The organism is Synechococcus sp. BA-124 BA4, assembly GCF_034931165.1.
In genome coordinates, this window is sequence record NZ_JAYGIA010000084.1 from 1 (window position 1) to 25,583 (window position 25,583).

Consider the following 25,583-nt stretch of genomic DNA (forward strand, 5'->3'; position numbering starts at 1 on the left):
GCTCCGGTGTGAGCGGTTCGCCGCTGGAGCCCGCGTGAGCCGTCGCCGGGCCGGGCTCGCCTGCGAAGGCGCCGATCCTGCGTTTGAAGTCGCGGCAGAGGCCTTCGCCGCCGCTGGCGGCCAGGCCCGCATCCAGCACCTGGCGGCCGATCAGGGGCTGATCGCTCCGGGGGCTGGCGAGCCAGATCAGGCTGGGGACCACACAGGGATCTTCGCTGCTGAAGGGTGGAATGGCGAGCAGCTCCGGTGCACCGCCTGCGCTGGGCTGAAAGGCCAGCACCGTGGTGCTGCTGCCCAGGTCGATCGCCAGGGTGCCGGTCACGGCCATGGATGGGGAGCTGCGGTGAAGGGACCTGTTGCGGCGCAGCTTGGCCGATGGGGCCGGGGTCCAGGCGACAGCTGAACTAAGGTGATGGAAATGGGTTCGCTTCGATGTACACCGGTCCGACTGTTCATCCCAAGGAACTGGCCCAGCGGGCTGAAAGTCTGATCGGTCAGTCGAGCAATCGTTACCTCACGACCGTTCGCATCGCCTTCCGGGCCAAGCAGCGCCGCTTCGATGATTTTGATGGCCTGCTCGAAGACTCGATGGTGAAGCCCGTGCAGCGGGCGATCGTTGAGCTCAGCGACGAGCAGGATCAGCCCGACCTGCTGCCCGGCTGATCCTTGCCCCCCAGTGGGTACAGCGCTGAAGCGGAAGGATGGCGCCTGGTCTGGGATCCGTCCAGGACCCCGTTTCCTGTGCTCATCGGCGGATCCGACTGGGCGGTTGAGCTCACCTCGGAGGAAGCGAGCAGCCTGCGCGCCGGCCTCCTCCGGCTGCTGGACCAGCTCGAGGCCATCTCCGATCAGCTGATGGACGACGAATTGATCAGTCTCGAGCTGGAGAGCGGCGGCTGGTGGCTGGGCCTGGATGGCGACCCGGGCCACTGGCACCTGCGCTGCATTCTGTTCCCTGCTCCAGGACTGAGGGGATGGGAGGGCACCTGGGCCCCGGGTGCTGGCCTTGAGCTGACTCGGGCCCTGGAGCCCTTGCCCCTGTGAGACAGGCTGCGGGATTGCGGAGCGATCAGCACTGCTGATTGCCTGACTCCTCCCCAGTCACGGCTCCGTCACTCCAGTGTTTTGCACAGGTTTTCCACAGGCTCGGGCTCCGGGACCCCGCTGGCGGCAGCTGTCTGGGGAGAACCGGCCTTTGCCGGACTCTCCCCTTGACAGGCCTCCTGTTCGGCTTCAAGGCCATCCCCCGCCGGGACTGCGGCTGGGCCGTGCTCCTGCGCTGCAGTCAGTCTCAGGGTTGGAAGGAACGGCCGCCCGGCTGGGTCAGTGATTTGACGCGGCCCCGGCGTTGTGGAGAAGTGGATGACATCACCAGCTCAACCTGTCCATGGACATCGCCCCGGTCATGACCGCTTCCGTCGTTGGGGTTGCCCAGGCTGCGCAGGCTGAGCCCGAAACCGGTGTGGTGAGTTTCCGGGCCGATGTTCCCGAGGCTCTGCTCAACTCGATGGCTCACTTCATCGATGCCCACCCCAACTGGGATCAGTACCGCCTGATCCAGGCGGCTCTGGCGGGCTTTCTCGTGCAGAACGGGGTTCAGAGCCGGGCCGTCACCCGCTGCTACGTGGCCAACATGTTCCAGCGGACGACAGAGGGGAGATCCGATCAGGTGGCGCCTGCCAGGCCTCCCCGGTCTTCGCTGCCGACGATCTCCCGGTAGCCGGCGGTCAGGCTGGAGAGGACCAGGGGCCAGGCCACCAGCAGGCCTGCAGCGAGGGGCCAGGCGATCAGGAGGGCAAGCCCCAGGGGGAGCAGAACGATCAGGACCAGGCTGAGGCTCAGAGCCAGCAACTCCCAGCCATGGGATGCCGCCAGGATCCGCCCATGGCGGAAGGTGGCCACCGGGGAGAGGCCGCCGGCCACGGTCAGCGGCAGGTGAAAGATCTGCGTCACGAACAGGGCCGCCAGCAACGTGGCGCCGATCAGCAACGGCGCCAGAGCCAGCAGCGGGTGGATCAGGCTCACCAGCCCTGCCGCCAGACCGGCCGTGGCCAGGATCAGCAGGTTCAGCAGCAGCAGCAGCAGTGCCACCGCCAGCAGACGGCCCATGGCCGCGGCCTGCCAGCGGACCAGCTCGGCCAGCCGGGGCGTTCGACCGTCAAGGGCAATCCAGGCACCCCGCAGCAGCCCCACATTCAGCCAGAGAAGGCTGCCCACGCTGAGCAACAATCCCCCCAGCACCAGGCCCATGGACACCACCACGGGATCCTCCCCCACGGCCAGGGCATCACTGGCCCGGTTCTGCACCGTCTGGCCCAGCAGTTGGGCGCCACCGCCCATCAGGGTGAAACCGCTGAACAGCCACGGAGCGCGCCGGTAGGCCCTGCGCCCCTGCCTCAGCCAGCCCCGGACCGCCTGAATCGCGACCAGGGCATCCCGAGCGCCATCCACCAGTCGGGCCCCGCGTCCTCGGGGCTGAGGGGTCATCGGCCGGGATCCAGCAGCTCCAGCAGGCGCAGGGCCGTGGTCTCGGGGACCGGCAGGATCGACAGGCGATTGCCCCGGCGCACCACGGCCAGTTCCTGCTCACTGAAGCTGCTGCGCAACTCTTCCAGGCTGAGAAGCTGGGGATAGGTGCGCCGGTAGGCCAGGCGGACGCAGTCCCAGCGTGGAGCTTCGCGAGTTGACGCTGAATCGAAGTATTTCGAGGTCGGATCGAACTGGCTGGGATCAATCAGCCCTGTTTCAATCACCTCCATCAGGCCGATGATGCCAGGGGGCTTGGTGTTGGAGTGATAGAAAAAAGCCTGATCACCGATCGCCATGCTGCGCATGAAATTGCGCGCCTGGTAGTTGCGGATGCCATCCCAGAGGGTGCTGCCCTCGCGTTCGAGATGGTCGATGCCATACACGTCCGGCTCACTTTTCATCAACCAGTAAGCCATCTCGCCTTGGGGAGCCCTGCTGGGCTGAAGGGTCAGGGAAGCTTGATTGTATCCAGCGGCTCTGTGTCGTTTGGGTTGGCCGGAGCGCGCTCCCTGCCTTAGACAGCAGCAGGAACAACCTGGCGAGATGATTGTGATGGGCCTGTCCTCAGCACCGAAGCCCACCCTCCAGTCGGCGTGGAACCTGTACGTGGCTCACTGGCGCACCTATCTGGCCCTGCAGCTCACTGTGCTGGCGCTGGCGCTGGTCTCAGTGGCGGTCAGTCTGATCATCACCGTGATCGCGGTGGCGGTGACCGCCGGTGTCTCCGCTGATCTGCGCGACAGCGTGACCCAGCTGGTGTCGTCTGTGCTGAACCTGCCTTTCTCGATCCTTTATCAGGTGGTGGCGGGGCTGGTCGGGGTGCTGCTGTCCGCTCTGCCGGCCCTCTGGTTCGCCACCGGGCACCATCCGAACTACCGCGAAGGCCTGGCCCTGCTGCGCGCCAATCCCCGCCGCTACGTGCTCGCTGGGCTGCTGGTCTCCGTCGCCGCCGGACTCGGCATCCTGCTCTGCGTGATTCCAGGCCTGATCGTGATGGCGCTCACCCCCATCTACGTGCGGCGGGTGTTCACCAGCGAGGAACCGCTCTGGCCTGCCTTCCGCACCTGTTTCAACGATCTCTTCTCAAGCCCCCACAGCTGGGGACTGGTGGGCTATGAAGTGCTTTCTGCATTGCTGATCGCCATTTCAGCCCTGTTCTGCCTGCTGCCGTTGCTGGTGACCGTCCCCCTGGCGGCGATCTTCATCCAGCAATATCTGGCAGCCTGGGAGATCGGAGCGCCGCCCCCGCCGACCGAGGAGGCCGTCACCGCCCTGCTGTGAACGGGGCCTGGTTCTGCAAGGGGCGTTCAGAGGGCGGCCACCAGGGCGCGGAAATGCTCTCCACGCGCCTCGAAGTCCTTGTATTGATCAAAGCTGGCGCAGGCCGGTGAGAGCAGAACCGTGGGGCAGCCGAGGCGGCGGGCCAGCTCCCGGGCCAGCGGAACCGCCTCAGCCTGGCCTTCCACCAGGTGCACCGTTCCCGGATAGCCGCTGCCGCTCAGCAGGGCGGCGAAGGCCTCCCTGGCCGCGCCGAACAGCACCACCGCAGCAGCCTGGCGGCCCAGGGCCTCGAGCCACGCCCCGGGGTCTCCCTGTTTGATCTCACCTCCAGCCAGGACCACCATCGGTCCCTCCACGGCCGTGATCCCCACTTCGGAAGCGTCGTAGTTGGTGGCCTTGCTGTCGTTGAACCAGCGCACACCATCCAGCAGGCGGATCTGCTCGAGCCGATGGGGCACTCCTGGAAAGCTGCGAAGGGCGTCTTCGATCTGGGAGGGCTCCAGTCCCAGCCTGAGCGCGGCGGCGGCAGCCAGCACCATGTTCTGACGGTTGTGAGCCCCTGGCAGGGCCAGGGCTGTGGCAGGGAAGAGGGGGCCGGAGGCTGCCGTCACCAGTCCACGGTCAATCCAGAGGAAGGGCTGCAGGCTGGCACCCAGCTGCTGGCGGGGGCCGGCGGTGACCCAGCTGGCCCGGTCCCAGCTGCCGGCATGGGCGCGCAGGTCGGCGTCGTCGGCGTTGAGCAGTTGCTCCCCGCAGTTCTCAAGCAGGCTCCGCTTGATCGCCCGATAGGCCTCCAGAGTCCCGTGCCGCTCGAGATGGTCGGGTGTGAGGGTGGTCCAGAGGCCCAGGCGTGGTGCCAGCTCCGGGGACGACTCGATCTGGTAGCTGCTCAGCTCCACCACCAGCCAGTCGGGCGGCGGGGTTCCGGCCTCGCGGCGCTCGATCAGCAACTCGGCGGCCGAAATCCCGACGTTGCCCACCATCGGCGCGTCGAGACCGGCCTGGCTGAGCAGGTGACTGAGCAGATGGGTGACGGTGGTCTTGCCGTTGGTGCCGGTGATGCCGATCCAGGGGATCCCGCCGCTGGCCTCCCAGGCCACCGACATCTCTCCGCAGACCCGGACGCCCCGGTCCCTCAGGGTCTGCAGCACAGGATGATCCCAGCGGATGCCGGGGCTCACCACCACCCGGTCGGAACCTGCCCGGAGCTGGGCCAAGGACCCGGTCGCCAGGGACTGGCCGAGCTCCACCTCCACGCCCCGGGCCCTCAGCTCCTCGGCCTGCTGCTCCAGCTCGGGATTGCGGCGGCTCTCCAGAACCAGCACCCGCTGGCCGCTGGCCCTGAGCAGACGGGCGGCACCGCTGCCTGAACGTCCCAGACCAATCACCACCGCCAGGGGGTGTGACGTGCTGGGCATCCTGAACTCCTGAGGCAGAGGATTCAGTGGGCGATACTGGAATCGAACCAGTGACTCCTACCGTGTCAAGGTAGTGCTCTACCTCTGAGCTAATCGCCCGGGTTCGGGAACAGAAAGTCCCGTCGGTGAGATCCCGGAATGACGTCCGCTCAGCGGTGCCATCAGGGTCGAAGCAGGCAACCTAGCAGTCGGCCTGCCTCCACTCAGTGGCGTTCCAGTTCCAGGCGCCAGCGCTCACGCTTGGTGGGCTGGATCGAGAGCACCTTCAGCTCCCCGCGGTTCTCGAGCTGGATGCGATCCCCGGATCTGAGCTCGCGGCTGGGGGTGGTCACGGGCTGCCAGTTCACGCGAGCGGCTCCACGGCGGACCAGCTCCGCCATGCGGCTGCGGGAGAGCCCGAACCCTGCCGAGGCCACCGCGTCCAGCCGCAGGGAGGCTTCCACGGTGGCCAGCAGACGTGGTTGGGGCCTGGTGGGAGGTTGCAGCTGATCCAGACCCCTGGCCTCCAGCTCCACCTCCACGCTGCGTACCCGGGCCGTGGTGCCCCCCAGGCGGGCGGCCAGCTGGGGGTCCACGACCACCTGGGCGCCCCGGTCGCCCCGCATCCAGAGATCACCCAGCTCCCCATCGAGGGCGCCGGCCGCCAGCAGGGCGGCGCGGACATCGCCCGGTCCGGCTGGATCGAAGAGGAAGTTGCCGCTGACGTCCAGGCCGGCCAGGGGCGCTGTCGGCGGGGCGGACGCCGTGGCCAGATCGCGGCGAAGCAGCAGCAGCCGGCAGCGTTCGGCCCGGGGTCTGCCGCCCTCAGCCTCCAGATGAAGCTCGCTGAGGCTGCCCAGCCGCTCGAGCGCCTCCTCGCGGGTCACGGCGGAGAGAAACCACGACCAGTGGGGCTGCCAGTCGCGCAGGGCCTGCTCGGCCAGGGCGATCAGGGGCTCGAGCGCGGCTGGATCACGGCTGCCGCGCAGCAGGTCGGCGCCGGGGGGCGTGCAGCTCATCCTTCGCCCAGTCGCACCACCGCCTGGGGACCGGCCTGCTGAATCACCAGCCAGGGAATCTCCTGCCCCGGGCTGCTCTCCACCAGCAGCAGCCAGCTTCCTTCCTCCAGCCGGTTGCGCAGGCTGCGGATGCGGTCGTCGGCCTCGGAGCGGACGCTGGCGGCGGCGGCGTAGCTGCCCATCCAGCCCGAGCCCATGCCCAGGAGTCCGCCGATCACCGGTTCGCCGTAGGTGCCGGCGAAGGCAAAGGTGTGAAGGTCGGTGATGAAGGTGAACATCAGCCCGGCGAAAAAACCGAACGGCATCAGCCAGCGCACCATGCTGCGCTGCCGCCGCTGCCGGGCCAGAGCCGGGTTGAGCAGCTCGACGGAATCGATGCTGCTTTCTCCTTCCCCCAGGATGGTCAGGACCCTGGGGGCGGGCTGGAGTTCAGTGAGCCGATCGCGCAACCGCTGCAGCTTGCGCCGGTCTTTCATCACCACCACCACCGACAGTCCCAAGATCCAGAGCCACAAAGACCCGATTCTCGGCGTTGGCGGGGGATGCCGTGGCCACCGCTCACTACACTTCACCCCCGGCAGCGTCTGGGATTCTCCAGACCCCCTCTCTCTCCGTCCCTGGTCATGACAAAGGTTCTGGTTTCTGATCCCATCGACCAGACGGGAATCGACATCCTCTCCCAGGTGGCGCAGGTGGATGTGCGAACCGGGTTGCCTCCAGAGCAGTTGCAGCAGATCATCGGCGACTACGACGCCCTGATGATCCGCTCCGGCACCCAGGTGACCGCCGCCATCATCGAGGCCGGCACCCGCCTGAGGATCATCGGCCGAGCCGGTGTCGGTGTCGACAATGTCGATGTCGAGGCCGCCACCCAGCGGGGTGTGCTGGTGGTGAACTCCCCTGAGGGCAACACGATCGCGGCCGCGGAACATGCGCTGGCGATGATGCTGGCCCTCTCCCGCCACGTGCCCCAGGCCCACGTCAGCACCATGGCCGGGGGCTGGGACCGCAAGAAGTACGTCGGCAACGAGCTCTACAAGAAGAAGCTCGGCGTGGTGGGGCTGGGCAAGATCGGCTCCCACGTGGCCCGCGTCGCCAAGGCCATGGGCATGGAGGTGCTGGCCTACGACCCCTACATCTCCGCCGAGCGCGCCCAGTTGCTGCAGGTGCGCCTGATGGCGGTCGGCCCCCTGTTCGCCGAAGCGGATTTCATCAGCCTGCACCTGCCCCGCACCCCGGACACCGAGAACCTGGTGAACGCTGAGCTGCTGGCCACGATGAAGCCGACGGCGCGCCTTGTGAACTGCGCCCGGGGAGGCATCGTCGATGAGAAGGCCCTGGCCGAGGCCGTCAGCTCAGGCACCATCGCCGGCGCCGCCCTCGATGTCTACAACAACGAACCCCTGGAGGCGGACTCGCCGTTGCGCCAGGTGGACGACCGCCTGATCCTCACGCCACACCTGGGGGCCTCCACCGAAGAAGCCCAGGAGAACGTGTCGGTCGATGTGGCCGAGCAGATCCGCGACGTGCTGCTGGGGCTCCCCGCCCGCAGTGCCGTGAACATCCCCGGCCTGACCCCGGAGGTGATGGAGCGGCTCAAGCCCCACCTGCAGCTGGCGGAAACGCTCGGACTGCTGCTCAGCCAGCTGGCTGGAGGCTCGATCCAGGACCTGGAGGTGCGTCTCCAGGGTGAATTCGCCAGCCATCCCTCTCAGCCGCTGGTGGTGGCCGCTCTCAAGGGCCTGCTCTCGAGCGCCCTGGGCGATCGCATCAACTACGTCAATGCCGGGATCGAAGCCCGCAGTCGCGGCATCCACGTGCTCGAGGTCAAAGACGACGCCAGCCGCGACTTCGCCGGCGGCTCCCTTCAACTCACCTGCCGAGGCGGCCAGGGCAGTCACAGCGTCACCGGAGCGGTGTTCGCCGACGGCGACCTGCGCATCACCACGATCGACGAGTTCCCGGTCAACGTGATGCCCACCCGGCACATGCTGATCACCCGCCACCGCGACATGCCCGGGATCATTGGCAACATCGGCTCGCTGCTGGGCGAGCACAACGTCAACATCGCCTCGATGCAGGTGGGCCGCCGCATCGTCCGTGGCGACGCGGTGATGGTGCTGAGCCTCGACGATCCGATCCCCCCCAGCCTGCTGATCTCGATCCACGGGATCAACGGGATTCAGGAAGCCCATCCGGTCACGCTCTGAGCCCTGCTGCCATGTCCCCGGCTCCCCGCTGGTGGCGTCTGGAGATGGAGGCTCCTCCCGAGCTGGAGGAATCCCTTCTCTGGAAGCTGCCCTCCCTCGGCATCCGCCGGGTGGCCATCCAGTTCAGCCCCGATCAGCCCGGTTTCCACCAGCTGGTGGCCTGGCTGCCGGAAGCCGACTGGCCGGAACCGGAGCGGCAGAAGCTGGCCCGGGAGCTCGAGTGCCTCACCGAGCCCTTCGCCATCGCCCTGCCTCCCCTGACCTGGGCGCTGCAGGACGAGGAGGACTGGAGCCTCAGCTGGAAGCGCCACTGGCAGCCTGATCCCGTGGGCGAGCGGTTGCTGATTCTGCCCGCCTGGCTGGATCCCCCCCCGGAGCACGCCGGCCGTGAGCTAATCCGGATCGATCCTGGCAGCGCCTTCGGCACCGGCAGCCACCCCACCACGCGCCTCTGCCTCGAGGCGATGGAGCGGCTGGCGCCGATCGATCAGCGGGTGGCCGATCTGGGCTGCGGCAGCGGAATCCTCGGCCTCGGTGCCCTGCGTCTGGGGGCCCGCTTCGTGGCCGCGGCCGACACCGACCCCCTGGCGGTGCGGGCCACGGCCAGCAACGCAGAGCTCAACGGCTGTCCCGTGCGGCCCGGCGGACCGCTGCAGGTGGTGGAGGGATCGGCCCTGGAGCTGGCGGTCCTGCTGGGGGAGGACGGACCGGCCGATCTGCTGCTCTGCAACATCCTGGCGCCGGTGATCGCCGAGCTGGCCGGCCAGTTCCGCACCCTGCTGGCACCAGCCGGCGTTGGCCTGCTCAGCGGCCTGCTGGTGGACCAGGCCGAAGAGCTCTGCCGGCTGCTGGCTCTGGAGGGCTGGAGCGCCGAGCTGGTGGCCTCCCAGGGCGTCTGGGGACTGCTTCAGATCCAGTGGTGCCGGGCTGCGATCCCCGGAGATGTCGCATAAATCACGCTTATGCGTGCTCAGCCTTTGATTGGGCTTCTGGGGCTGCGCCTCCAGGATCGCCGTCAACGCCCCTGTCCGATGTAGGACGGTGCGGTCCTACAGGCCCTGAACACTCAGGAGTCTGTGAGCCCCAATCCTTTCCATGGCTTCCTACAAGGTCACCCTCATCAACGAGAGCGAGGGACTCAACAAGACCATCGAGGTTCCCGACGATCAGTACATCCTCGATGCCGCTGAGGAGCAGGGCATCGATCTGCCTTACTCCTGCCGCGCCGGTGCCTGCTCCACCTGCGCCGGCAAGCTCACCACCGGCACTGTCGACCAGTCGGATCAGAGCTTCCTCGACGACGACCAGATCGAAGCCGGCTTCGTGCTGACCTGCGTGGCTTACCCCACCTCCGACTGCACCATCAAGACCCACGCCGAAGAAGAGCTTTATTGAGCCTCAGGCCAGGTTTGGCTTGAATCCAGATCCCACTTCTGCCACCCTTCGGGGTGGCTTTTTCATGCCCGCGTTGGTGGATACCCTGATGGAGCCCGGCAGTGAGCACTGCAGCCCTGGAGGCCAGTACAGCTTCCGGGTGCTGGGTCCCTGCTGTCGGCTCTTCGACCGCGATGAGCTGCCCTGGCCCTGCTGCCGTCTGGCCTGGCGCAGCAAGGAGCCCAGCTGGCGCCGCATCGGCCGGCGCTTCGTGGCCGATCTGGCCTCCAGGCGCTGTCCCTCCTATGCCGTGGAACTGCTCCAGCCTGGCTCCAGGCCCACCTGCACCGTGCTCACCCTGTTCCCCCAGCGCCTGTCCCCGGCCCTGCAGGAGTGGTGGTACAGCAAGCAGCCTGGAACCATGGAGGCCACCAATGTGAGCCCGCCCCAGCCTCCCGCTGCGGTGGCCTGAGCCTGGCCTTGGCGTGGCGTGGGCCTCGTGAGGCCAAAAAAAAACCGTGGTCCAGAGGACCACGGCATCAGCCGCTGGATTCAGTCAGCTGGATCAGAAGTAGACCTTGCCGCCGCCCCACTGGGTGCCGCTCACTTTCGGGGCCACCAGGATGTAGCCGGCGATCACGCGCAGGTCGTCATCGTCGAGGTCGCGCATCTTCACGAACACATCGCTGCTGCGCATGCTGGGATGCACGTCGGCAATGCTGTATTCCCCGTCGTAGGAGGTGGGGTCCTTGATGAAGTCCACCAGGGCCTCGACCGAGTCGCGGGAGGGGGTGGCCAGGGAGAGGGTCTCAGGGTCGAGGCCGACGTTGTAGTTGGTCTTGGTGACGCCGCCTGCATGGCAGGTGCCGCAGCTGTCGTTGAACAGCTTGCGGCCGGTCTTGATCTCCGCTTCGCTGAAGGTGACCAGGTTGCCGTCGGGGTCACCCGGCACCGTGAGGGTGGCGGTGTCCCATTGGGCGGCCTGGGCAGCAGTCACGCAGAAGCCAAGACTGAGCAGAACCGCCAGGGGCAGAACCAGCAGGGTCCGGGCAACCGCCCGAAGGGCAGTGAGAACGATAGAGGCCATGAAGGGAGCCGGCGAAAAGGCGGTAGGCACCGCACCTGAGACCTTGTATCACGGGGGAAGGGCCCGCCGGCCGGGAATCAAGAACTGTTGCAGCGATCACCGTTGCCAGTCGGCTCCTCAGGCGGCCTTGGCCGCTCCGCCGGCACTCACCTCGAGGCTGAGAAAGTCCTTGGCCACGAGGGTGTTCGGGAAGATCGCACGGGCCTCGTTCACCAGGTCGTCGGGGGTGAGGGTGTTGCCGGCCACGTAGCGCGGGCTGAGGTGGGTGAGCACAAGCTGCTTCACCCCGGCGAGAGCCGCCGTCTGCGCCGCCATGGTGCTGGTGGAGTGCTGGCGTTGGAAGGCCATCTCCGCCTCGCCATGGGCAAAGGTGGATTCGTGGATGAGCAGATCGGCTCCGCGGGCCAGTTCCACCGCCGCTTCACTGAACACCGTGTCGGTGCAGTACACCATGCTCACGCCTGGGCGGTCGGGACCGCAGAGGGTCTCGCCCCGGATGATGCGTCCGTCGTCGAGGCACACCTCGCGACCGGCCTTGAGCTCGGCATAGACCGGCCCCGGCGGGATGCCGAGCTCGCGGGCCTTCTCGATGTCGAAGCGGCCGGCCCGGGGTTTCTGCTCCACCCGATAGGCGTAGGCCGGGATGCGGTGGGTGAGCGGGGTGCAGCGCACCACCAGGTCGCCGTCGTCGAGCAGCACCGTCCCGGCGTGGGCGGCCCTGTGCACCCGGTGGGTGCGCAGGGGATAGCCGATCCGGGTCGAGGAGGTGCGCAGCACGCCCTCGAGGTAGTCGCGCAGGGGATCGGGGCCATAGAGATCGACGCCGCTGCAGGCTCCGGCCAGCCCGAGGCTGGCCAGCAGTCCCGGCAAGCCGAAGACGTGGTCGCCGTGCATGTGGGTGATGAAGATGCGCCGCAGCTGCGACACCCTCAGTTCACTGCGCAGGAACTGGTGCTGGGTTCCCTCGCCGCAGTCGAACAGCCAGAGCTCGGCCCTCTGGGGCAGGCGCAGAGCCACCGCTGAGACATTGCGGGAACGGGTGGGTACACCCGAACTGGTGCCCAGGAAGGTGACTTGCACTCCGGATGACCCTTTGGCGCATGCTGCCACGTCAGGCTCTGTCCAGGTCGGCTCTGGCGTCGCCGGGATGTGCTGGTCACAATGGCGCGCACGTTTCATGGCTGCTGCCGTTGATGGCTGTTCCCAAGACCGGTCGGATCCGCACCCTGTTCCTCGCTGTGGCCCTGCTGCCGCAGGCGCTGCTGACGGGGCCAGGCGGACTGGCAGGAGCCCAGGCTGCGGTCGGGGATGGAGCCGAGGACGTGGCGGTCCTTGATGAGCTCGAGCCCCTGACGGCCAGCCGGGCCACCAATCCTCAGATGCGGGTGCTGCTGCTGGACCTGCCGTCGATCCGGGTGGCGGGCAGCAGCGGGCTGCGTCTGCGCGACGCCAGGGGCGGGGAGCTGCTGCGGATGCCTGCCGGCGCCACCCTCGCTCTGCGCCAGGCGGGTGGCCGCATCCAGGCCCAGCCCTCGGCCGTGACCAAGGGCTCTCCCGGTGTCCTCAGTCTGGGTGAGCTCTGGCTGGAGCCTCTGCCCGATTCGGGCGGTCTCGCCAGCCTTCAGGTGGAGAACCGCCGCTACAGGGGCCGGCTGCAGGTGAGGGTTGAGGCCTCGAAGCTGAGGGCCATCAACGTCATCGCACTGGAAACCTATCTGCCCAGTGTCGTGGGCAGCGAGATGCCCGCCAGCTGGCCCCTGGAGGCTCTGCGGGCCCAGGCTGTGGCTGCGCGCACCTATGCCCTGCGCCACCGCAAACCCTCGGCCCCCTTCGATCTGCACGCCACCGTCACCAGTCAGGCCTACAAGGGACTGGAGTCGGAGACCGCCTCCACCCGTGAGGCGGTGCGCAGCACCCAGGGCCTGGTGCTGATGCATGGCAACAGCCTGATCAATGCCGTCTTCCACAGCAGCAGTGGCGGCAGCACGGAGAACAGCGGTGATCTCTGGTCGCGTCAGCTGCCCTACCTGGTGAGCGTGCCCGACTACGACGACACCAGCCCCGTGGCCCGCTGGGAGAAAACCCTCTCCCCCCAGCTGCTGGCGGGAGCCTTCGAGGAGATCGGCGGCGCCAGCCGCATCGACGTTCTCTCCACCACGGGCAGCGGCCGGGTGCGCCAGGCGCGGGTGATCGGACCCTCCGGCGCCCTGGTGCTCACAGGTGCCCAGCTGCGCAGCCGCCTGGGATTGCGCAGCACTCTGGTGCGCTTCAAGGCAGCCCCCTTCACCTTCACCGCCCCGCCCCTCGCCGAGGGCACACCGTTGCCAGCTGACATGGGTCCGCTGCTGGCACCGCCCCCGCCCCGGCCCCTGGCTCCGCCGTCGCCGGTGATCATCGCCGTGGGCCGCGGCTTCGGCCACGGAGTCGGCATGAGCCAGTGGGGGGCCTATGCGCTCGCCCAGCAGGGCCGCCGATTCGACCAGATCCTCCAGCACTACTACCGCGGTGTGGAGGTGCAACCGCTCCGGGCCGGATCCGGCCCCCTGGCGTCGGGAGCCGTCGCTGGGCGAGGCTCCTGAGCACCGGTCCTGCGGCTGCAGCGGCGGAGCGGCTGACCACCTCGCCTGCCTTCGGTGCCAACGCCTGCTTCACCCGCCTGGTTGGCTGACCGTTTCGAATGCTTCGAGCAGCCGTCTGACCTTGCCGGTCGCGTCGCTGAACTGCTGCATCTGGAACTCAGCGGCTCCATGGAGCGTCCCCTGGGCCTCGCCACCGGACGCACCATGGAGCCGGTCTACGCAGCGCTGGTGGCGAGGCTGCTGGCGCTTCGACCCGATCAGCTCCAGGCCGTGCGTCAGCGCTGGCGGAGCTTCAACCTCGATGAATATGTGGGACTCGGGCCGGCGGATTGCGGCTCCTTCGCGGCGGAGATGACCCGCCGGCTGAGCGGGCCTCTCGGCCTGGATCCTGCCCGGGTGCAGCTCCCCGACGGTCTGGCGGCGGATCCCGCCGCCGAGGCCCTCCGCTACGCCGAAGCCGTTCAGGCAGCCGGAGGCATCGGACTGCAGCTGCTGGGGCTGGGCAGCAACGGCCACGTGGGCTTCAACGAGCCCCCCTGTGCGCCCGACGCTCCAAGCCGCAGCCTCCACCTCAGCGCCGCCACCCGCCGCCAGAACGAGGCGGCCTTCGGGGGAGATCCGGACCGGGTGCCAGCCGGGGCGATCACCCTTGGCCTGGACCTGATTCTGGGGGCCGAGCGCATCCTGCTGGTGGTGAGCGGTCCGGCCAAGGCGGGCATTCTGGCGCGGCTGCTGAGGGAGCCTCCGGGGCCGTCGCTGCCGGCCAGCTGGCTGCAGGGCCATCCAGGCCTGCGTCTGATCGTCGATCGCTCCGCCCTGGAGGGCTGAGGGGCTCAGCCCATCACGGCATCAAGCAGGTCGGCGTCGGCCTCCAGGTTGGAGGTGAGGCTGCGCACGTCATCGAGATCCTCGAGGGCGTCGAGCATGCGCAGGCAGCGGCGCAGCTGGTCCTCGCACTCCAGACGGCAGGACGTGGAGGACACCCAGCGCGACTCCCAGTCGCGCACAGCCCAGCCCAGTTGTCGCAGGTGGTGCTGCAGGGGCTCCAGATCGGTGAAGCCGCAGAACACCTCGGCGTTCTCCCCCTCCAGGCTGTAGCCCAGCACCGGCGGACCCCCCTGGTCCTCCAGCCTCAGCAGGCTCTCGAGCAGGTCCTCTTCGCTGGGCACCGGCGGCTCCAGCCGCACGACCCCCTGCTGCTCGAAGAGGTACCCCACGCAGCCGCTCTCCCCCAGGTTTCCCCCCTGTTTGCTGAAGGCCAGGCGCAGGTCGGCGGCGGTTCGGTTGCGGTTGTCGGTGAAGCACTCCACCAGCACCGCGACCCCGCCTGGGCCGTAGCCCTCGTAGCGGACGGCCTCGAACTGGTCGGCCTCGCCGCCCCCCTGGCCTGAACCCTTGGCGATGGCCCGCTCGATGTTGGCGCTGGGCATGCCGGCAGCCTTGGCCTTGTCGATGGCAGTGCGCAGCTGGAAGTTCCCGGCGGGATCGGCCCCATGGCGGGCCGCCACCGTGATCTCGCGCCCCAGACGGGTGAAGACAACCCCGCGCCGCGCGTCGACCACCGCCTTCTGGCGTTTGATCTGGGCCCACTTGCTGTGGCCGGCCATGACGGATCGATCGATGAAGGGTGGGGACGTGGCGGGGCGCCACGTTGCGGCAGGTGGATCCCAGAGGGGATCAGCCCATGGCCTCCAGCACCAGCCGGGGCTGGAGCCAGCCGTCGGGCATGGCCCTGGCCATCCCTGCCAGGTTGCCATCCGGATCGAGCACCACCACCACCTGGTGCTCGCTCAGGTGGGAGGGGCCGGCCAGGCGCCGGCCGCAGCGCCAGCTCACCAGATCACCGGGCTCCAGGGTGAAGGCGGGGTAGTGGGCCAGGGCAAGGAGGGGAGCCAGGGGCGGCGGCGGCGGCTCCGCCTCAAGCTCCTCGAGGTTCACGGCTGCGCTGAGGGTGAAGCCCAGGGCTTCGGTGCGACGCAGCTCGGCGAGGGCTCCGCCGCAGCCGAGGGCCTCACCAAGATCCCGCGCCAGGGAGCGGATGTAGGTGCCGGCGCTGCAGCGCACCTCCAGCTCCAGCCGCCCGGAGCTGGGCTCCCAGCCCAGCAGGTCCAGCCGCTCGACCATGACGGCTCGCTCCTGCAGGTCCGAGTGTTCTCCGCGGCGGGCTCTGGTGTACGCCCGCTCCCCCTGCACGTGCACCGCAGACACCTGGGGCGGTCGCTGCAGGATCGGGCCGCGGAAGGGGGCCAGGGCCGCCTCCAGCTCCTGCCGGCTGAGTGGCGGCAGGAGCTGGCGCCTGAGGACAGTGCCGCTGAGGTCGTCACTGTCGGTGGTCAGGCCCAGCTGAATCACCCCCTGGTAGGCCTTGGCCCCATCGAGGTAAGGCAGCAGTCGGGTGGCCGACCCCAGTGCCAGGAGCAGGACGCCGGTCACGGCCGGATCCAGGGTGCCGCCATGGCCGACACGTTTGAGGCCATAGCGGCGTCGCACCCGTGTCACACAGCCATGGGAGGTGATGCCTGCCGGTTTGTCGAGAATGAGGAAACCGCATGGCGTCCTTGCCTGCTGGGTCGCTCTGAGCTGGCTGCCGGACGAGGTCATGGCAGGCACTGTTGCATCCGGGCTCCCGGCCTGCAGGCTGGAGGGCGCGCCCGTTCCCCCTTTCGCCCGTGACCCTGCAGCAGCGCCGTGACCTGGCTTTTCTTGTGCTGGCGGGCCTCTTCCTGGGCACGATGGGGATGCTCAACATCCTCGGCCTCACCCGCTTTCTGACCCTGGGCTCGATCGGCGGCTGGCCGATCGTGGTGGCGGTGGGGGCCCTTCCCTACCCGGTCACGTTCCTCTGCACCGACCTGATCAGTGAGATCTGGGGGGAGCGTCAGGCCAGCCAGCTGGTGTGGGTGGGGCTGCTGCTCAACGGCTGGATCGTTCTCATCCTCTGGCTGGGAGGAGTCCTGCCGGGGCTGGATGGTCATGGGGGCAGTGCCGGTCTGCCGCTGGCGGCTGCGGGGGAGCGCCTGCCGCTCTTCTATGAGATGCGAACCCTGGCGTTCGGAGCCGTGGGGGCTTCGATGGTGGCCTATCTGGCCGCCCAGTTCACCGATGTGCGGCTGTTTCATTTCTGGAAGCGCCTCACCGCAGGCCGGGCCCTGTGGTTGCGCAACAACGGGTCCACCCTGATCAGCCAGCTGGTGGACACCACGGCGGTGGTGCTGATCAGCCACTACGCCGCCCACGTGCTGCCCCTGCGGGCCGAGGAGGCGATCCTGCCCCAGCTGGGGAGTTTCATCGCCAGCGGCTACCTGTTCAAGCTGGTGGCGGCCCTGCTCGACACCCTGCCGTTCTATCTGCTGGTGGCCTGGCTGCGCCGATGGCTGGAGGTGCCAGGCGCCGGTGCGGAGCTGGAGGATCCGGGCTCCCCGTAGCCTGGCTTCAGTTCCAGCGATCAGACGATTTGCCAGAAGGTGGATGCCCCATGACCTGCCCCACGGCGACCCTGGAGGGAGGGAAAGCAGCGGCCCGTGAAGGCCTTGATCTGGAGGATTTTCTCGGCGATGGCTTTGGCTTGCGTCAGCAGCTGGCGTCCTATCTGGGCCTCACTGCTGAACAGCTTGAGGAGCGCCTGCCGCACAGCTGCGCCGACCTCGCCTCTCTCCATCCCGGTGCGGTGGGCTTCGATCCGCAGCGGGTGGAGGCGTTCTATGAGCAGACCGTGGGCACCGGACACCTGCTCGAGTTGGCAGCCTGGCATCTGGGCAGTGCGGACTACATCGGCGACACCTTGCGTCTGCAGGCTCGCTTCGCCCGCGGAGCGGTGCTCGATTTCGGTGGTGGGATCGGCACCCATGCCCTGGCGGCCGCGGCACTGGCCGAGGTGGAGCAGGTCTGGTTCGTGGACATCAACCCCCACAACCGCGCGTTTGTGGCGGAGCGGGCCGCACACTTCGGGCTCAGTGATCGTCTGAAGGTCAGCCGCGATCTTGACGATCCGGATCTGCCTCAGCACTTCGACACCGTGGTCTGCCTGGATGTGCTGGAACATCTGAGTGATCCAGCCGGCCAGCTCGAGCGCTTCGCCTCGCGCATGAGCGAAGGGGCCAACGCCCTGCTCAACTGGTACTTCTTCAAAGGCTTCGACGGGGAATACCCGTTCCACTTCGATGATCCTGCGCTGGTGGAGCAGTTCTTCCGCTCGCTGCAGAGCCGGTTTCTGGAGGTTTTCCACCCCTACCTGATCACCACCCGGGCCTATCGGCTGATGGGATGAGCGGGGAGGGGGGAAGACCCCCCGGCAGCTCGGAACCTTCAGACGGCTTCGGACACGTGGATGCGCTTGCGAGCGCGTAGACCGCGTTTGATCGACTCGAAGCTCACCACACCCGGCACAAGCGCGAACAGAGTGTCGTCGGAGCCGCGACCGACGTTGACGCCAGGCATCACCGAGGTCCCGCGCTGGCGCACGAGAATGGAGCCGGCGGTGACGGTTTCACCGCCGTAACGCTTGACGCCGAGACGTTTGGAGTTGGAGTCGCGTCCGTTGCGTGTGGAGCCTGTGCCTTTCTTGTGGGCCATGGGGTGGGGGGAGGTGGTGGATGGATTCGGAGATGGACTGAAGCGCCGCCGCTCAGGCGATCGCCTTGCCGTTGACGCTGATCGACTCGACCATCACCCGGGTGAGTTCCTGACGGTGACCGTTCTTGCGGCGGGTTTTCTTCTTCGGGCGCATCTTGTACACCAGGATCTTCGGGCCACGGCGATGGGCCATCACCTTGAGTTCGATGGTGGCTCCGCTCACGTAGGGGTGGCCCAGGTTCGTGCCCTGGCCGTCGCGCACCAACAGCACGTTCTCCAGGGTCACCGTCTCGTCCACCTCAGCGGCGATGCGGTCCAGGTCGTAGTACCGGTTCGGCTGGAACCAGAACTGCTGGCCGGAAGCCTCGGCGATGGCATACAGGTCGGCTCCGGCGGCAACGGGAGCGGAGCTCTCCGTTGCGGTGGCTGGACTCTCGGGAGCGGGGCTCTCGGTGGCTTGACTCATGGGCTCAGGGGGCGTGGACAGGCCAGTGGGTGTGGAGGCCGGCCTTCGCCGCCATCCGCTCGCCACTGTTCAGGCCTCTCGCACAACCGAACAATCGACAAGCAAACATCTTCTCTCTTTGCCTGCCGACTCGTCAACACTAAGGTCGGACCACCGCTGCCGCTGCTTCTCTCCCCATGACCCAGCCGGCGCTCACCGTGGCCTCGCTGATCCGCGATGAGCAGTTGCGCCAGGCCTGCAGCGCCTGGTTGCCCCAGGGGCGCTACGAATTGATCGAGCTGGGTCTGCATCAGGATCCCGCCGCTGAGCTGGAGCGCTGCTGGGAACAGTTCGATGCCGTACTCCTGGAGCCCGGGGTGCTCTCGATCGAGGCCTTCCAGCGCCTGCGGGCCCAGGGCCGGATCCTGCCGGCGGTGGTGCTGGGGCAGCTCAGCGGGCCGATGGAGTACTTCCAGGACGAAGTGCATCTCCCTCCTGATCAGATGGAGCAGCTCAGCTACAGCCTTGATGCGGCCATTTCGCGCTGCCTGCGTCGCAGAAGTTCAGGCGGATCGGGGGGTGACCACGAGGCCAGCGATCCCGATGTCGGGGAAGGTGCCCAATCCAACTGGAGGTTGCCCCATCGCCTGCGCGAGAGGCTTGGCTACCTTGGTGTTTTCTACAAGCGTGATTCCTCCCGCTTTCTGCGCAATCTCTCCGCGGCTGAGCGAAAGGTGCTGCTGGGCTCCCTTCGGCGAACCTACCGAGACCTGCTCGTCAGCTACTTTCGAGATCCTGCAACTGCCAATCAGGCCCTGGAGAGCTTTGTGAATACGGCCTTTTTCAGTGACCTTCCGATCACTAAAACAGTAGAAATTCACGTGGATATGATCGACGAATTCTGGAAAAAACTTCAACTAGAAGGCCATGAACAGGATTTTCTGAAGGACTATCGTCTGGCTTTGCTTGATGTCATGGCCCATCTCTGTGAGATGTATCGTCGCTCACTCCCCCCGGAAACGATCGACAAGGCTGGCGGAGGAATGACCGCCAAGGTTGTCACCTCATCTCCGCTGAAATCATGAGTCCCAAGAAAGCCTACATTCTTAAGCTCTACGTGGCTGGGAACACTCCCAATTCGATGCGGGCTCTCCAGACCCTGCGTCAGATTCTTGAACAGGAGTTCAAGGGCGTGTATGCCCTCAAGGTGATTGATGTACTCAAGAATCCGCAACTGGCAGAAGAAGACAAGATCCTGGCGACCCCCACTCTGGCCAAGATCCTGCCGCCACCGGTGCGTCGCATCATCGGCGATCTCTCCGACCGTGAGCGGGTGTTGATCGGTCTTGACCTGCTCTATGACGAGCTCACCGACCGCCAGATCGCCGACGAGATGATGGACGAGCCTGATGAAATCTGAATTCTTTAGATCACCCCTGCCTTTTTTGTCCTGGTCCAGCCTGGGACCTAGATTCTGGGCCTAAGTTCAAGGCCTCATGCAGGATCTCAGTGCCACCAGCCAGCCCAGCATGAAGCTGCAGAAGCTGCCCACAGGTGTGGAAGGCCTTGATGACATCTGTCAGGGGGGCTTGCCGATCGGGCGTTCCACCCTGATCAGCGGCACATCGGGAACGGGGAAAACGGTATTTTCGCTTCATTTTCTCCACAATGGCATTCGTCACTTCGACGAGCCCGGGATCTTCGTGACCTTTGAGGAATCACCCCTCGATATCATCCGTAATGCTGCCAGCTTCGGCTGGAACCTGCAGGAACTGGTGGCCCAGGGTAAGCTCTTCATTCTGGATGCCTCTCCCGATCCAGATGGTCAGGATGTGGCCGGTAATTTCGATCTCTCCGGATTGATCGAGAGGATTAACTATGCCATCCGTAAGTATAAGGCAAAGCGCGTTGCGATCGACTCAATCACCGCCGTCTTTCAGCAGTATGACGCCGTCTCGGTCGTGCGACGTGAGATTTTCCGATTGATCGCTAGGTTGAAGGAAATCGGTGTCACCACTGTGATGACCACTGAGCGGATCGACGAATATGGGCCAATCGCTCGTTATGGCGTTGAAGAGTTTGTTTCCGATAATGTGATTATTCTGCGTAATGTACTTGAAGGCGAGCGCCGACGGCGCACGGTCGAGATTCTCAAGCTGCGCGGTACCACCCATATGAAGGGTGAATTTCCGTTCACCATGGGAGCCCACGGAGTTGCCATCTTCCCGCTCGGGGCGATGCAGCTCACCCAGAGGTCCTCAAATGTGCGCATCAGTTCGGGAGTACCGCGGCTCGATGAGATGTGCGGCGGTGGCTTCTTCAAGGATTCCATCATCCTCGCCACCGGTGCAACCGGCACGGGTAAAACCTTGCTGGTCAGCAAGTTCGTTGAAGATGCTTGCAACAACAAGGAACGTGCCATCCTCTTTGCCTATGAAGAGTCGCGGGCCCAGTTGCTGCGCAATGCCACCAGCTGGGGTATTGATTTCGAGCAGATGGAGCAGGATGGGCTGCTCAAGATCATCTGCGCCTACCCGGAATCCACCGGTCTGGAGGATCACCTGCAGATCATCAAAACGGAGATCGGCCAGTTCAAGCCGGCACGGATGGCCATCGATTCTCTGTCGGCACTGTCCAGGGGCGTCAGCCACAATGCTTTCCGCCAGTTCGTGATCGGAGTTACCGGCTATGCCAAGCAGGAAGAGATTGCCGGTTTCTTTACCAATACATCGGAGGAATTCATGGGCAGTCACTCCATTACCGACTCCCACATCTCTACGATCACCGACACCATTCTCCTACTTCAGTATGTGGAAATCCGTGGCGAAATGGCGCGTGCCATCAACGTGTTCAAGATGCGGGGTTCCTGGCATGACAAAGGCATCCGTGAATTCGTGATCACCGGTAATGGCCCTGAAATCAGGGATTCCTTCTCCAGTTTCGAGCGCATCATCAGTGGTGTTCCCCATCGGGTCACCACCGATGAGCGCACCGAGCTCTCACGCATCGCTCGCAGCTTCGAAGGTGAGGAGTCGTTCTAGACCCCTGCCAGATTCGGCTCCGCCAGACGGGCCTGCTGGGAGCGGCGTTCTCCTTCCACCATCAATTCATCGCTGTCGGCCTGCTCGAGGGGCAGGTCGAACCAGAACGTGGTTCCTACCCCAGGCTCGCTCGCCATCTGGATCGCGGTGCCGTGCTTCTCAAGGATGCCACGCACGATCGAGAGACCAAGCCCCGTGCCCACTTCGGTGTGAACGGCGTTCTCCACCCGGTAGAAGCGCTCGAAGATGCGCAGCTGGTCTTCCCGCGAAATGCCTGTGCCCGAGTCGGCGATCTCCACCCGCAGCCTTGGCAGGGGTGAGCTGAGCTCACAGCTCGGGGCGTCCAGCGCCGGCAGGTTGGCGGGATCGAGATGGCAGGAATCGGGCCACGGGTAGGCCCGCAGCATCACGCGGCCCCCGGCTGGGGTGAACTTGAGCCCGTTGCCCACGAGGTTGTCGAACACCTGCAGCAGCAGATCCCAGTTGCCCCGCACTCCGGGTAGGTGAGCATCCACCTCCAGCTCCAGCTGCACCCCCTTCTCCTCGGCGTTGAGGCGGTAGTTGCGCAGGGTCTGCTCCATGGCCGGGCGCACTTCCATCGGCTCAAGCGTCCAGGTGCGGTCGGATTCGAGCCGCGAGAGATCGAGCACGTCGTTCACCAGCCGGGTGAGGCGGTCGGTCTCGGCGTTGGCGATCGCCAGAAATTCCTGGGTTTCTTCCTCGCTGAGCTGATCGCGCAGATCGTGCAACGTCTCCACGTAGCTCTTGATGTTGAACAGCGGGGTGCGCAGCTCATGGGACACGTTGCTGATGAAGCGGCTCTGGGCGGCGTTGAGCTCCACCTCCCGCGTCAGGTCCTGCACCGTCATGGCGATGCCCTTCAGGCTCTCCCCGGCGGCGTCCTTGACCGTCTGCAGAACGATGCGCAGGGTGCGCGGCGGTTCGCCGAAACTGCAGCGCACATCGGCACTGTCCTTGTCCCCGCTCACGAGGGAGTCAAGCGGCCCATGCAGCTCCATCGCCAGCACGTCGGGCAGTTCACTGCCCAGCTCGTTGCCTTCGAGATTGCGGCCTTCCCAGCGGAACAGACGTCTGGCGGTGGGATTGACCAGCACGATCCGTCCTTCACCATCGAGCAGAGCCGCGCCATCGGCCATGGTGGCGATCAGGCTCTGCTGCTTCACCTGGGCGGCGGTGAGCTCCTCGATGTTGGCGGCGTCGTAGGCCTCCAGCTGGGAGGCCATGTCGTTGAAGCCATTCAGCAGTTCCCCCAGCTCTCCGCCCACGGGGAGGGCGATGCGGGCCTCGAAATCGCCACCTGCGATGGCGCGTACACCCCGCAGCAATTCCTTCACCGGGCGGGTGATCGTGAGGGCATTGAAGACTGCCCCCAGGATCACCAGCACCCAGATCGAGATGAACACCGCCACGGTCACCTCACGGGTGAGGGCCGCGCTGGCGAGCACCGCTTCGTTGGGGTTGATGCCGAGGGCGAGCACCCCGAGATAGCGCCCCTCGCTCACCATCGGCACGAACACATCGGTCACCTGACCATCGGGGCTGAGGTGTTGCCGGATCAGGGGGTTCTGGGGACGGCGCTGCAGTTCGGCCGGCAGTTCGAGTTTGCGGCTGAGCAGCAGTTCGCTGCCGCCGTTGGTCGCGCTGATGGGGATGCCGAGGTAGATCACCCCTTCGGGATCGGCGAAGAAGATGTAGCGCAGGCTGCGGCTTGAGCGCCAGAAGCGCTCCGCCACAGCCGCCAGCTCCCGGTCGTTCCCCTCCGCCACCAGAGGCGTCACATTCGCCGAGAGCAGCAGGCCCAGGTCCCGGGCGAATCGGGTGTCACTCATGCGCGCATCCCTCTGGATGCCATTGAGCGCAAAGAAGGTGATGCCGGTCATCATCAGGCTCACCACCAGGGTGGCCACCGCCAGGAGCTTGGTCTGGAGGCTGAACTCCGCCCACCAGAGGGTGAGTTGCTCCCACCAGCCCAGGGGCAACGGCGCAGCGCCGGCGTGATCGGGGTTGGTGGTCGGGGACGGCGAGGCGTCGTTCACGCCTGGAAGCGAAGCTGTCCTGGCACCCTAGGGTGACGGACCTGGTGACCGATGTCTCGGCGAAAGGTCATGCCTTCGTAATACACCTGATCAAGGCCGGCGTAGGCGCTGGCGAACGCCGCATCGAAATCCTCCTCCTGGGCAACCACCGCCAGCACCCGTCCCCCGGCGGTCACGCAGGCGCCCGACTCCTCCAGGCGGCTGCCGGCATGGAAGAGCTGCCGCCGCGGCGTGGTCAGCGGCTGGGCGTGGATCACATCCCCCCGGCGCACTTCACCGGGGTAGCCCGCGGCGGCGGCCACCACACAGGCACTGCAGCCCCCGGCAATGGTCAGGGGTGGCGCCTGCTCCAGGGCCCCCCGGGCGCAGGCCAGCAGCACTGCCGCCAGTTCACCGCCCAGCAGGGGCATCAGGGTCTGGCATTCCGGATCGCCGAAGCGGCAGTTGAACTCGATGACCCTGGCGCCGTCGTCGCTCAGCATCAGGCCCGCGTAGATCACGCCGCGGTAGTCGATGCCGCGCTGGCGCAGGGCCTTCAGGGTGGGCTCCAGCACCTTCCGGCGCACCTGCTCGAGGGCCTCGGCATCGAGCAGTGGGGCAGGGGCGTAGGCCCCCATGCCGCCGGTGTTGGGTCCGGTGTCACCCTCCCCGATGCGTTTGTGATCCTGGGCCGGCGGCAGCAGCACCATCGACCGGCCGTCGGTGAGGGCGAACACCGACACCTCAGGGCCGCTCAGCCGTTCCTCCAGCACCAGGCTGTGGCCGGCCTCACCGAACCGTCCCGCAAAGATCTCCTCGATGGCGGCGCGGGTGTCCTCGAGGCTCTCAGCCACCGTGACCCCCTTGCCGGCCGCCAGACCATCGGCCTTGACCACAAGGGGTCGCCCCTCCTGTTGCAGCACCGCCAGGGCCTCGCTGCGGCTGGAGGCAGCCCAGTAGCCGGCGGTGGGCACGCCCGCCTCCAGCATCAGGGCCTTGGCCCACTGTTTGCTGGCTTCGAGCTGGGCCCCGTCGGCCCCCGGTCCGAACACCGCGAGCCCCCCGGCCCGGAGGCGGTCGGCCAGGCCTGCGGCGAGCGGACCTTCCGGGCCCACCACCACCAGAGTCACCCCCAGCTCCAGGGCCGAACGCAGCAGACCCTCCTGGTCGGACTCGCCGATGGGCATGGCCTCACAGCCCTCCAGCTGTGACGTGCCGCCATTGCCCGGAGCCACCCAGACATGCTCCACCCCCGGACAGCGGGCCAGGGCCCAGGCCAGGGCATTCTCACGGCCGCCCGAGCCCACCACCAGCAGCCTGCGCACGCTGGCCTCGGAGGAGCCTTGGGCTGTGGGGCGGACCGAAGCTGTCATGGGGCCGGAGGGGCGCGGAGAAGAAGTGGCCGACCGGTTCCCTTAGGTTGACCCCCGGTGGACCGCCAGCCGTGTCATTCCTTCTCTACTTGCCGGTGGTTCCCCCTGCACCGCCTTCCAGCCGTGACCTGGCCCGCTGGGTCGGGCGGGCGGCCGGTCTGCTGACGCTGCTGCTGGGCGTCGGCGTTTCCGGGGTCAGTCGTGCTCAGCAGCAACCGCGTCCATCGGCGCCGGTCCCGATCCCCCAGGCGCCCCCCCCAGGGTCCCCGGCCGTGCCCCTCCCGATGGACGAGAAGGCCTATGCCGCCGCCCTGGCGTCCGATCAGCTGCCGGTGCTGGAGCAGGCCTGCCAGGACGCCGCCCGGTTTGATCTGCCCGTGCGGTTGCGCCAGCTCAAGGACCGGCTGGTGGCCCTGTACCCAGCTCCCCAGCCCCTGCCGGTGGTGCTCGCCAATGCCAATGCTCTGATCAGTTGCCTGGCGCCGGAGGCGGCCCTGTCGGTGCTTGACCGCTATGGACCGGGCCCCGGGCTCGAGCGCCAGCAGTGGCTGACCCTGCAGTGGCGGGCGGCCAATGCCGGCCTCAACCACCGGCGGGCCGCCGAGGCCCTGCGGCGGCTGGCCGACGGCGAGCGCAGCCG

General features: G+C 66.8%; 28 protein-coding genes, 1 tRNA gene and 2 pseudogenes. 16 read left to right on the forward strand and 15 right to left on the reverse strand.

Annotation, left to right across the window (positions count from 1 at the left end; translation table 11 throughout):
• A pseudogene (locus VB734_RS11075) lies at positions 1–328 on the reverse strand (Hsp70 family protein); the annotation flags it as partial.
• Between the two features lie 104 nt (positions 329–432).
• On the opposite strand from VB734_RS11075, the gene VB734_RS11080 reads away from it, so the two are divergent.
• The 3 genes from VB734_RS11080 to VB734_RS11090 all read left to right on the forward strand — a co-directional run bounded on the left by VB734_RS11080 (position 433) and on the right by VB734_RS11090 (position 1,720).
• Positions 433–663: a DNA-directed RNA polymerase subunit omega gene (locus VB734_RS11080; protein ID WP_185465054.1), complete on the forward strand. Its 231-nt coding sequence runs from the start codon at positions 433–435 to the stop codon at positions 661–663.
• A 3-nt stretch (positions 664–666) separates the two neighbouring features.
• Entirely contained in the window at positions 667–1,044 is a 378-nt protein-coding gene (locus VB734_RS11085) for a DUF1818 family protein (RefSeq protein WP_197162711.1), read from the forward strand.
• Positions 1,045–1,405: 361 nt separating this feature from the next.
• A complete protein-coding gene (locus VB734_RS11090) occupies positions 1,406–1,720 on the forward strand; it encodes a DUF2811 domain-containing protein (protein WP_197167496.1) in 315 nt (104 codons plus the stop codon).
• Here VB734_RS11090 and VB734_RS11095 read toward each other — a convergent pair.
• Together VB734_RS11095 and VB734_RS11100 are read right to left on the reverse strand one after the other, a co-directional pair.
• Positions 1,666–2,487 carry a hypothetical protein gene (locus tag VB734_RS11095; RefSeq protein WP_322781792.1) on the reverse strand — a complete coding sequence of 274 codons (822 nt, stop codon included), beginning with the start codon at positions 2,485–2,487 and terminating at the stop codon, positions 1,666–1,668. The genes VB734_RS11090 and VB734_RS11095 overlap by 55 nt on opposite strands.
• Positions 2,484–2,945, reverse strand: coding sequence for an EVE domain-containing protein (locus tag VB734_RS11100; RefSeq protein ID WP_197162719.1), 462 nt, complete (start codon positions 2,943–2,945; stop codon positions 2,484–2,486). Before VB734_RS11100 ends, VB734_RS11095 begins: the two co-directional genes overlap by 4 nt.
• Positions 2,946–3,081: 136 nt before the next feature.
• Here VB734_RS11100 and VB734_RS11105 point away from each other — a divergent pair, with 136 nt between their 5' ends.
• Positions 3,082–3,810, forward strand: coding sequence for a hypothetical protein (locus VB734_RS11105; protein WP_197162722.1), 729 nt, complete (start codon positions 3,082–3,084; stop codon positions 3,808–3,810).
• A 26-nt stretch (positions 3,811–3,836) separates the two neighbouring features.
• Here VB734_RS11105 and murD read toward each other — a convergent pair whose 3' ends face one another.
• The 4 genes from murD to VB734_RS11125 all read right to left on the reverse strand — a co-directional run bounded on the left by murD (position 3,837) and on the right by VB734_RS11125 (position 6,726).
• The gene (gene murD, locus VB734_RS11110; RefSeq protein ID WP_197162723.1) at positions 3,837–5,228 is read right to left on the reverse strand and encodes a UDP-N-acetylmuramoyl-L-alanine--D-glutamate ligase; all 1,392 of its coding nucleotides are present in this window, start codon (positions 5,226–5,228) and stop codon (positions 3,837–3,839) included.
• A gap of 27 nt (positions 5,229–5,255) precedes the next feature.
• A tRNA-Val gene (locus VB734_RS11115) sits at positions 5,256–5,327 on the reverse strand.
• Between the two features lie 104 nt (positions 5,328–5,431).
• The gene (locus tag VB734_RS11120) at positions 5,432–6,226 is read right to left on the reverse strand and encodes a photosystem II S4 domain protein (RefSeq protein WP_197162725.1); all 795 of its coding nucleotides are present in this window, start codon (positions 6,224–6,226) and stop codon (positions 5,432–5,434) included.
• Entirely contained in the window at positions 6,223–6,726 is a 504-nt protein-coding gene (locus tag VB734_RS11125; RefSeq protein WP_197162727.1) for a hypothetical protein, read from the reverse strand. The genes VB734_RS11120 and VB734_RS11125 overlap by 4 nt, the downstream gene beginning before the upstream one ends.
• A 123-nt stretch (positions 6,727–6,849) precedes the next feature.
• Here VB734_RS11125 and serA point away from each other — a divergent pair, with 123 nt between their 5' ends.
• The 4 genes from serA to VB734_RS11145 all read left to right on the forward strand — a co-directional run bounded on the left by serA (position 6,850) and on the right by VB734_RS11145 (position 10,282).
• Positions 6,850–8,436 carry a phosphoglycerate dehydrogenase gene (serA, locus tag VB734_RS11130; RefSeq protein ID WP_197162729.1) on the forward strand — a complete coding sequence of 529 codons (1,587 nt, stop codon included), beginning with the start codon at positions 6,850–6,852 and terminating at the stop codon, positions 8,434–8,436.
• Positions 8,437–8,447: 11 nt separating this feature from the next.
• Positions 8,448–9,389, forward strand: coding sequence for a 50S ribosomal protein L11 methyltransferase (gene prmA, locus VB734_RS11135; protein WP_197162731.1), 942 nt, complete (start codon positions 8,448–8,450; stop codon positions 9,387–9,389).
• A gap of 142 nt (positions 9,390–9,531) precedes the next feature.
• Entirely contained in the window at positions 9,532–9,831 is a 300-nt protein-coding gene (locus VB734_RS11140) for a ferredoxin (protein WP_006171932.1), read from the forward strand.
• Positions 9,832–9,895: 64 nt separating this feature from the next.
• Positions 9,896–10,282 (forward strand): hypothetical protein, encoded by a 387-nt coding sequence (locus tag VB734_RS11145; protein ID WP_197162733.1) that lies wholly within the window; start codon positions 9,896–9,898, stop codon positions 10,280–10,282.
• A 93-nt stretch (positions 10,283–10,375) separates the two neighbouring features.
• On the opposite strand, the gene psbV is transcribed toward VB734_RS11145, so the two are convergent.
• Both psbV and VB734_RS11155 read right to left on the reverse strand, forming a co-directional pair.
• Positions 10,376–10,897: a photosystem II cytochrome c-550 gene (psbV, locus tag VB734_RS11150; RefSeq protein WP_322781791.1), complete on the reverse strand. Its 522-nt coding sequence runs from the start codon at positions 10,895–10,897 to the stop codon at positions 10,376–10,378.
• Between the two features lie 117 nt (positions 10,898–11,014).
• A complete protein-coding gene (locus tag VB734_RS11155; protein ID WP_197162737.1) occupies positions 11,015–11,977 on the reverse strand; it encodes a ribonuclease Z in 963 nt (320 codons plus the stop codon).
• 113 nt (positions 11,978–12,090) lie between these two features.
• Here VB734_RS11155 and VB734_RS11160 point away from each other — a divergent pair, with 113 nt between their 5' ends.
• Together VB734_RS11160 and VB734_RS11165 are read left to right on the forward strand one after the other, a co-directional pair.
• A complete protein-coding gene (locus VB734_RS11160; protein WP_322781790.1) occupies positions 12,091–13,476 on the forward strand; it encodes a SpoIID/LytB domain-containing protein in 1,386 nt (461 codons plus the stop codon).
• Positions 13,477–13,557: 81 nt separating this feature from the next.
• The gene (locus tag VB734_RS11165) at positions 13,558–14,304 is read left to right on the forward strand and encodes a glucosamine-6-phosphate deaminase (protein ID WP_322781789.1); all 747 of its coding nucleotides are present in this window, start codon (positions 13,558–13,560) and stop codon (positions 14,302–14,304) included.
• A gap of 5 nt (positions 14,305–14,309) precedes the next feature.
• On the opposite strand, the gene VB734_RS11170 is transcribed toward VB734_RS11165, so the two are convergent.
• Both VB734_RS11170 and truB read right to left on the reverse strand, forming a co-directional pair.
• Positions 14,310–15,083 (reverse strand): YebC/PmpR family DNA-binding transcriptional regulator, encoded by a 774-nt coding sequence (locus tag VB734_RS11170; protein WP_322781788.1) that lies wholly within the window; start codon positions 15,081–15,083, stop codon positions 14,310–14,312.
• Positions 15,084–15,153: 70 nt separating this feature from the next.
• Complete coding sequence (gene truB / locus VB734_RS11175; RefSeq protein ID WP_322781787.1) at positions 15,154–16,077, reverse strand: tRNA pseudouridine(55) synthase TruB; 924 nt, start codon at positions 16,075–16,077, stop codon at positions 15,154–15,156.
• A gap of 68 nt (positions 16,078–16,145) precedes the next feature.
• Between truB and VB734_RS11180 the strand changes: the two genes are divergently transcribed.
• Positions 16,146–16,901 (forward strand): queuosine precursor transporter, encoded by a 756-nt coding sequence (locus VB734_RS11180; RefSeq protein WP_197162745.1) that lies wholly within the window; start codon positions 16,146–16,148, stop codon positions 16,899–16,901.
• Positions 16,902–16,951: 50 nt separating this feature from the next.
• A complete protein-coding gene (locus VB734_RS11185; RefSeq protein ID WP_322781786.1) occupies positions 16,952–17,743 on the forward strand; it encodes a class I SAM-dependent methyltransferase in 792 nt (263 codons plus the stop codon).
• Between the two features lie 38 nt (positions 17,744–17,781).
• Here the strand turns inward: VB734_RS11185 and rpmA are convergent, their stop codons facing one another.
• Positions 17,782–18,048: a 50S ribosomal protein L27 gene (gene rpmA, locus VB734_RS11190; protein ID WP_197162748.1), complete on the reverse strand. Its 267-nt coding sequence runs from the start codon at positions 18,046–18,048 to the stop codon at positions 17,782–17,784.
• 52 nt (positions 18,049–18,100) lie between these two features.
• Complete coding sequence (gene rplU / locus VB734_RS11195; protein WP_231594621.1) at positions 18,101–18,514, reverse strand: 50S ribosomal protein L21; 414 nt, start codon at positions 18,512–18,514, stop codon at positions 18,101–18,103.
• Between the two features lie 176 nt (positions 18,515–18,690).
• Between rplU and VB734_RS11200 the strand changes: the two genes are divergently transcribed.
• The 3 genes from VB734_RS11200 to kaiC all read left to right on the forward strand — a co-directional run bounded on the left by VB734_RS11200 (position 18,691) and on the right by kaiC (position 21,534).
• A complete protein-coding gene (locus VB734_RS11200) occupies positions 18,691–19,578 on the forward strand; it encodes a circadian clock protein KaiA (RefSeq protein WP_322781785.1) in 888 nt (295 codons plus the stop codon).
• A complete protein-coding gene (kaiB, locus tag VB734_RS11205) occupies positions 19,575–19,913 on the forward strand; it encodes a circadian clock protein KaiB (protein WP_197162752.1) in 339 nt (112 codons plus the stop codon). The genes VB734_RS11200 and kaiB overlap by 4 nt, the downstream gene beginning before the upstream one ends.
• Positions 19,914–19,989: 76 nt before the next feature.
• Positions 19,990–21,534 (forward strand): circadian clock protein KaiC, encoded by a 1,545-nt coding sequence (gene kaiC, locus VB734_RS11210; RefSeq protein ID WP_322781784.1) that lies wholly within the window; start codon positions 19,990–19,992, stop codon positions 21,532–21,534.
• Here kaiC and VB734_RS11215 read toward each other — a convergent pair.
• Both VB734_RS11215 and purD read right to left on the reverse strand, forming a co-directional pair.
• On the reverse strand, positions 21,531–23,534 hold the full coding sequence (locus VB734_RS11215; protein WP_322782687.1) for an ATP-binding protein: 2,004 nt from the start codon (positions 23,532–23,534) through the stop codon (positions 21,531–21,533). The two genes, kaiC and VB734_RS11215, sit on opposite strands and share 4 nt — an antisense overlap.
• Positions 23,535–23,587: 53 nt before the next feature.
• Complete coding sequence (purD, locus tag VB734_RS11220; RefSeq protein WP_322781783.1) at positions 23,588–24,943, reverse strand: phosphoribosylamine--glycine ligase; 1,356 nt, start codon at positions 24,941–24,943, stop codon at positions 23,588–23,590.
• A gap of 71 nt (positions 24,944–25,014) precedes the next feature.
• Here purD and VB734_RS11225 point away from each other — a divergent pair.
• A pseudogene (locus VB734_RS11225) lies at positions 25,015–25,583 on the forward strand (hypothetical protein); the annotation flags it as partial.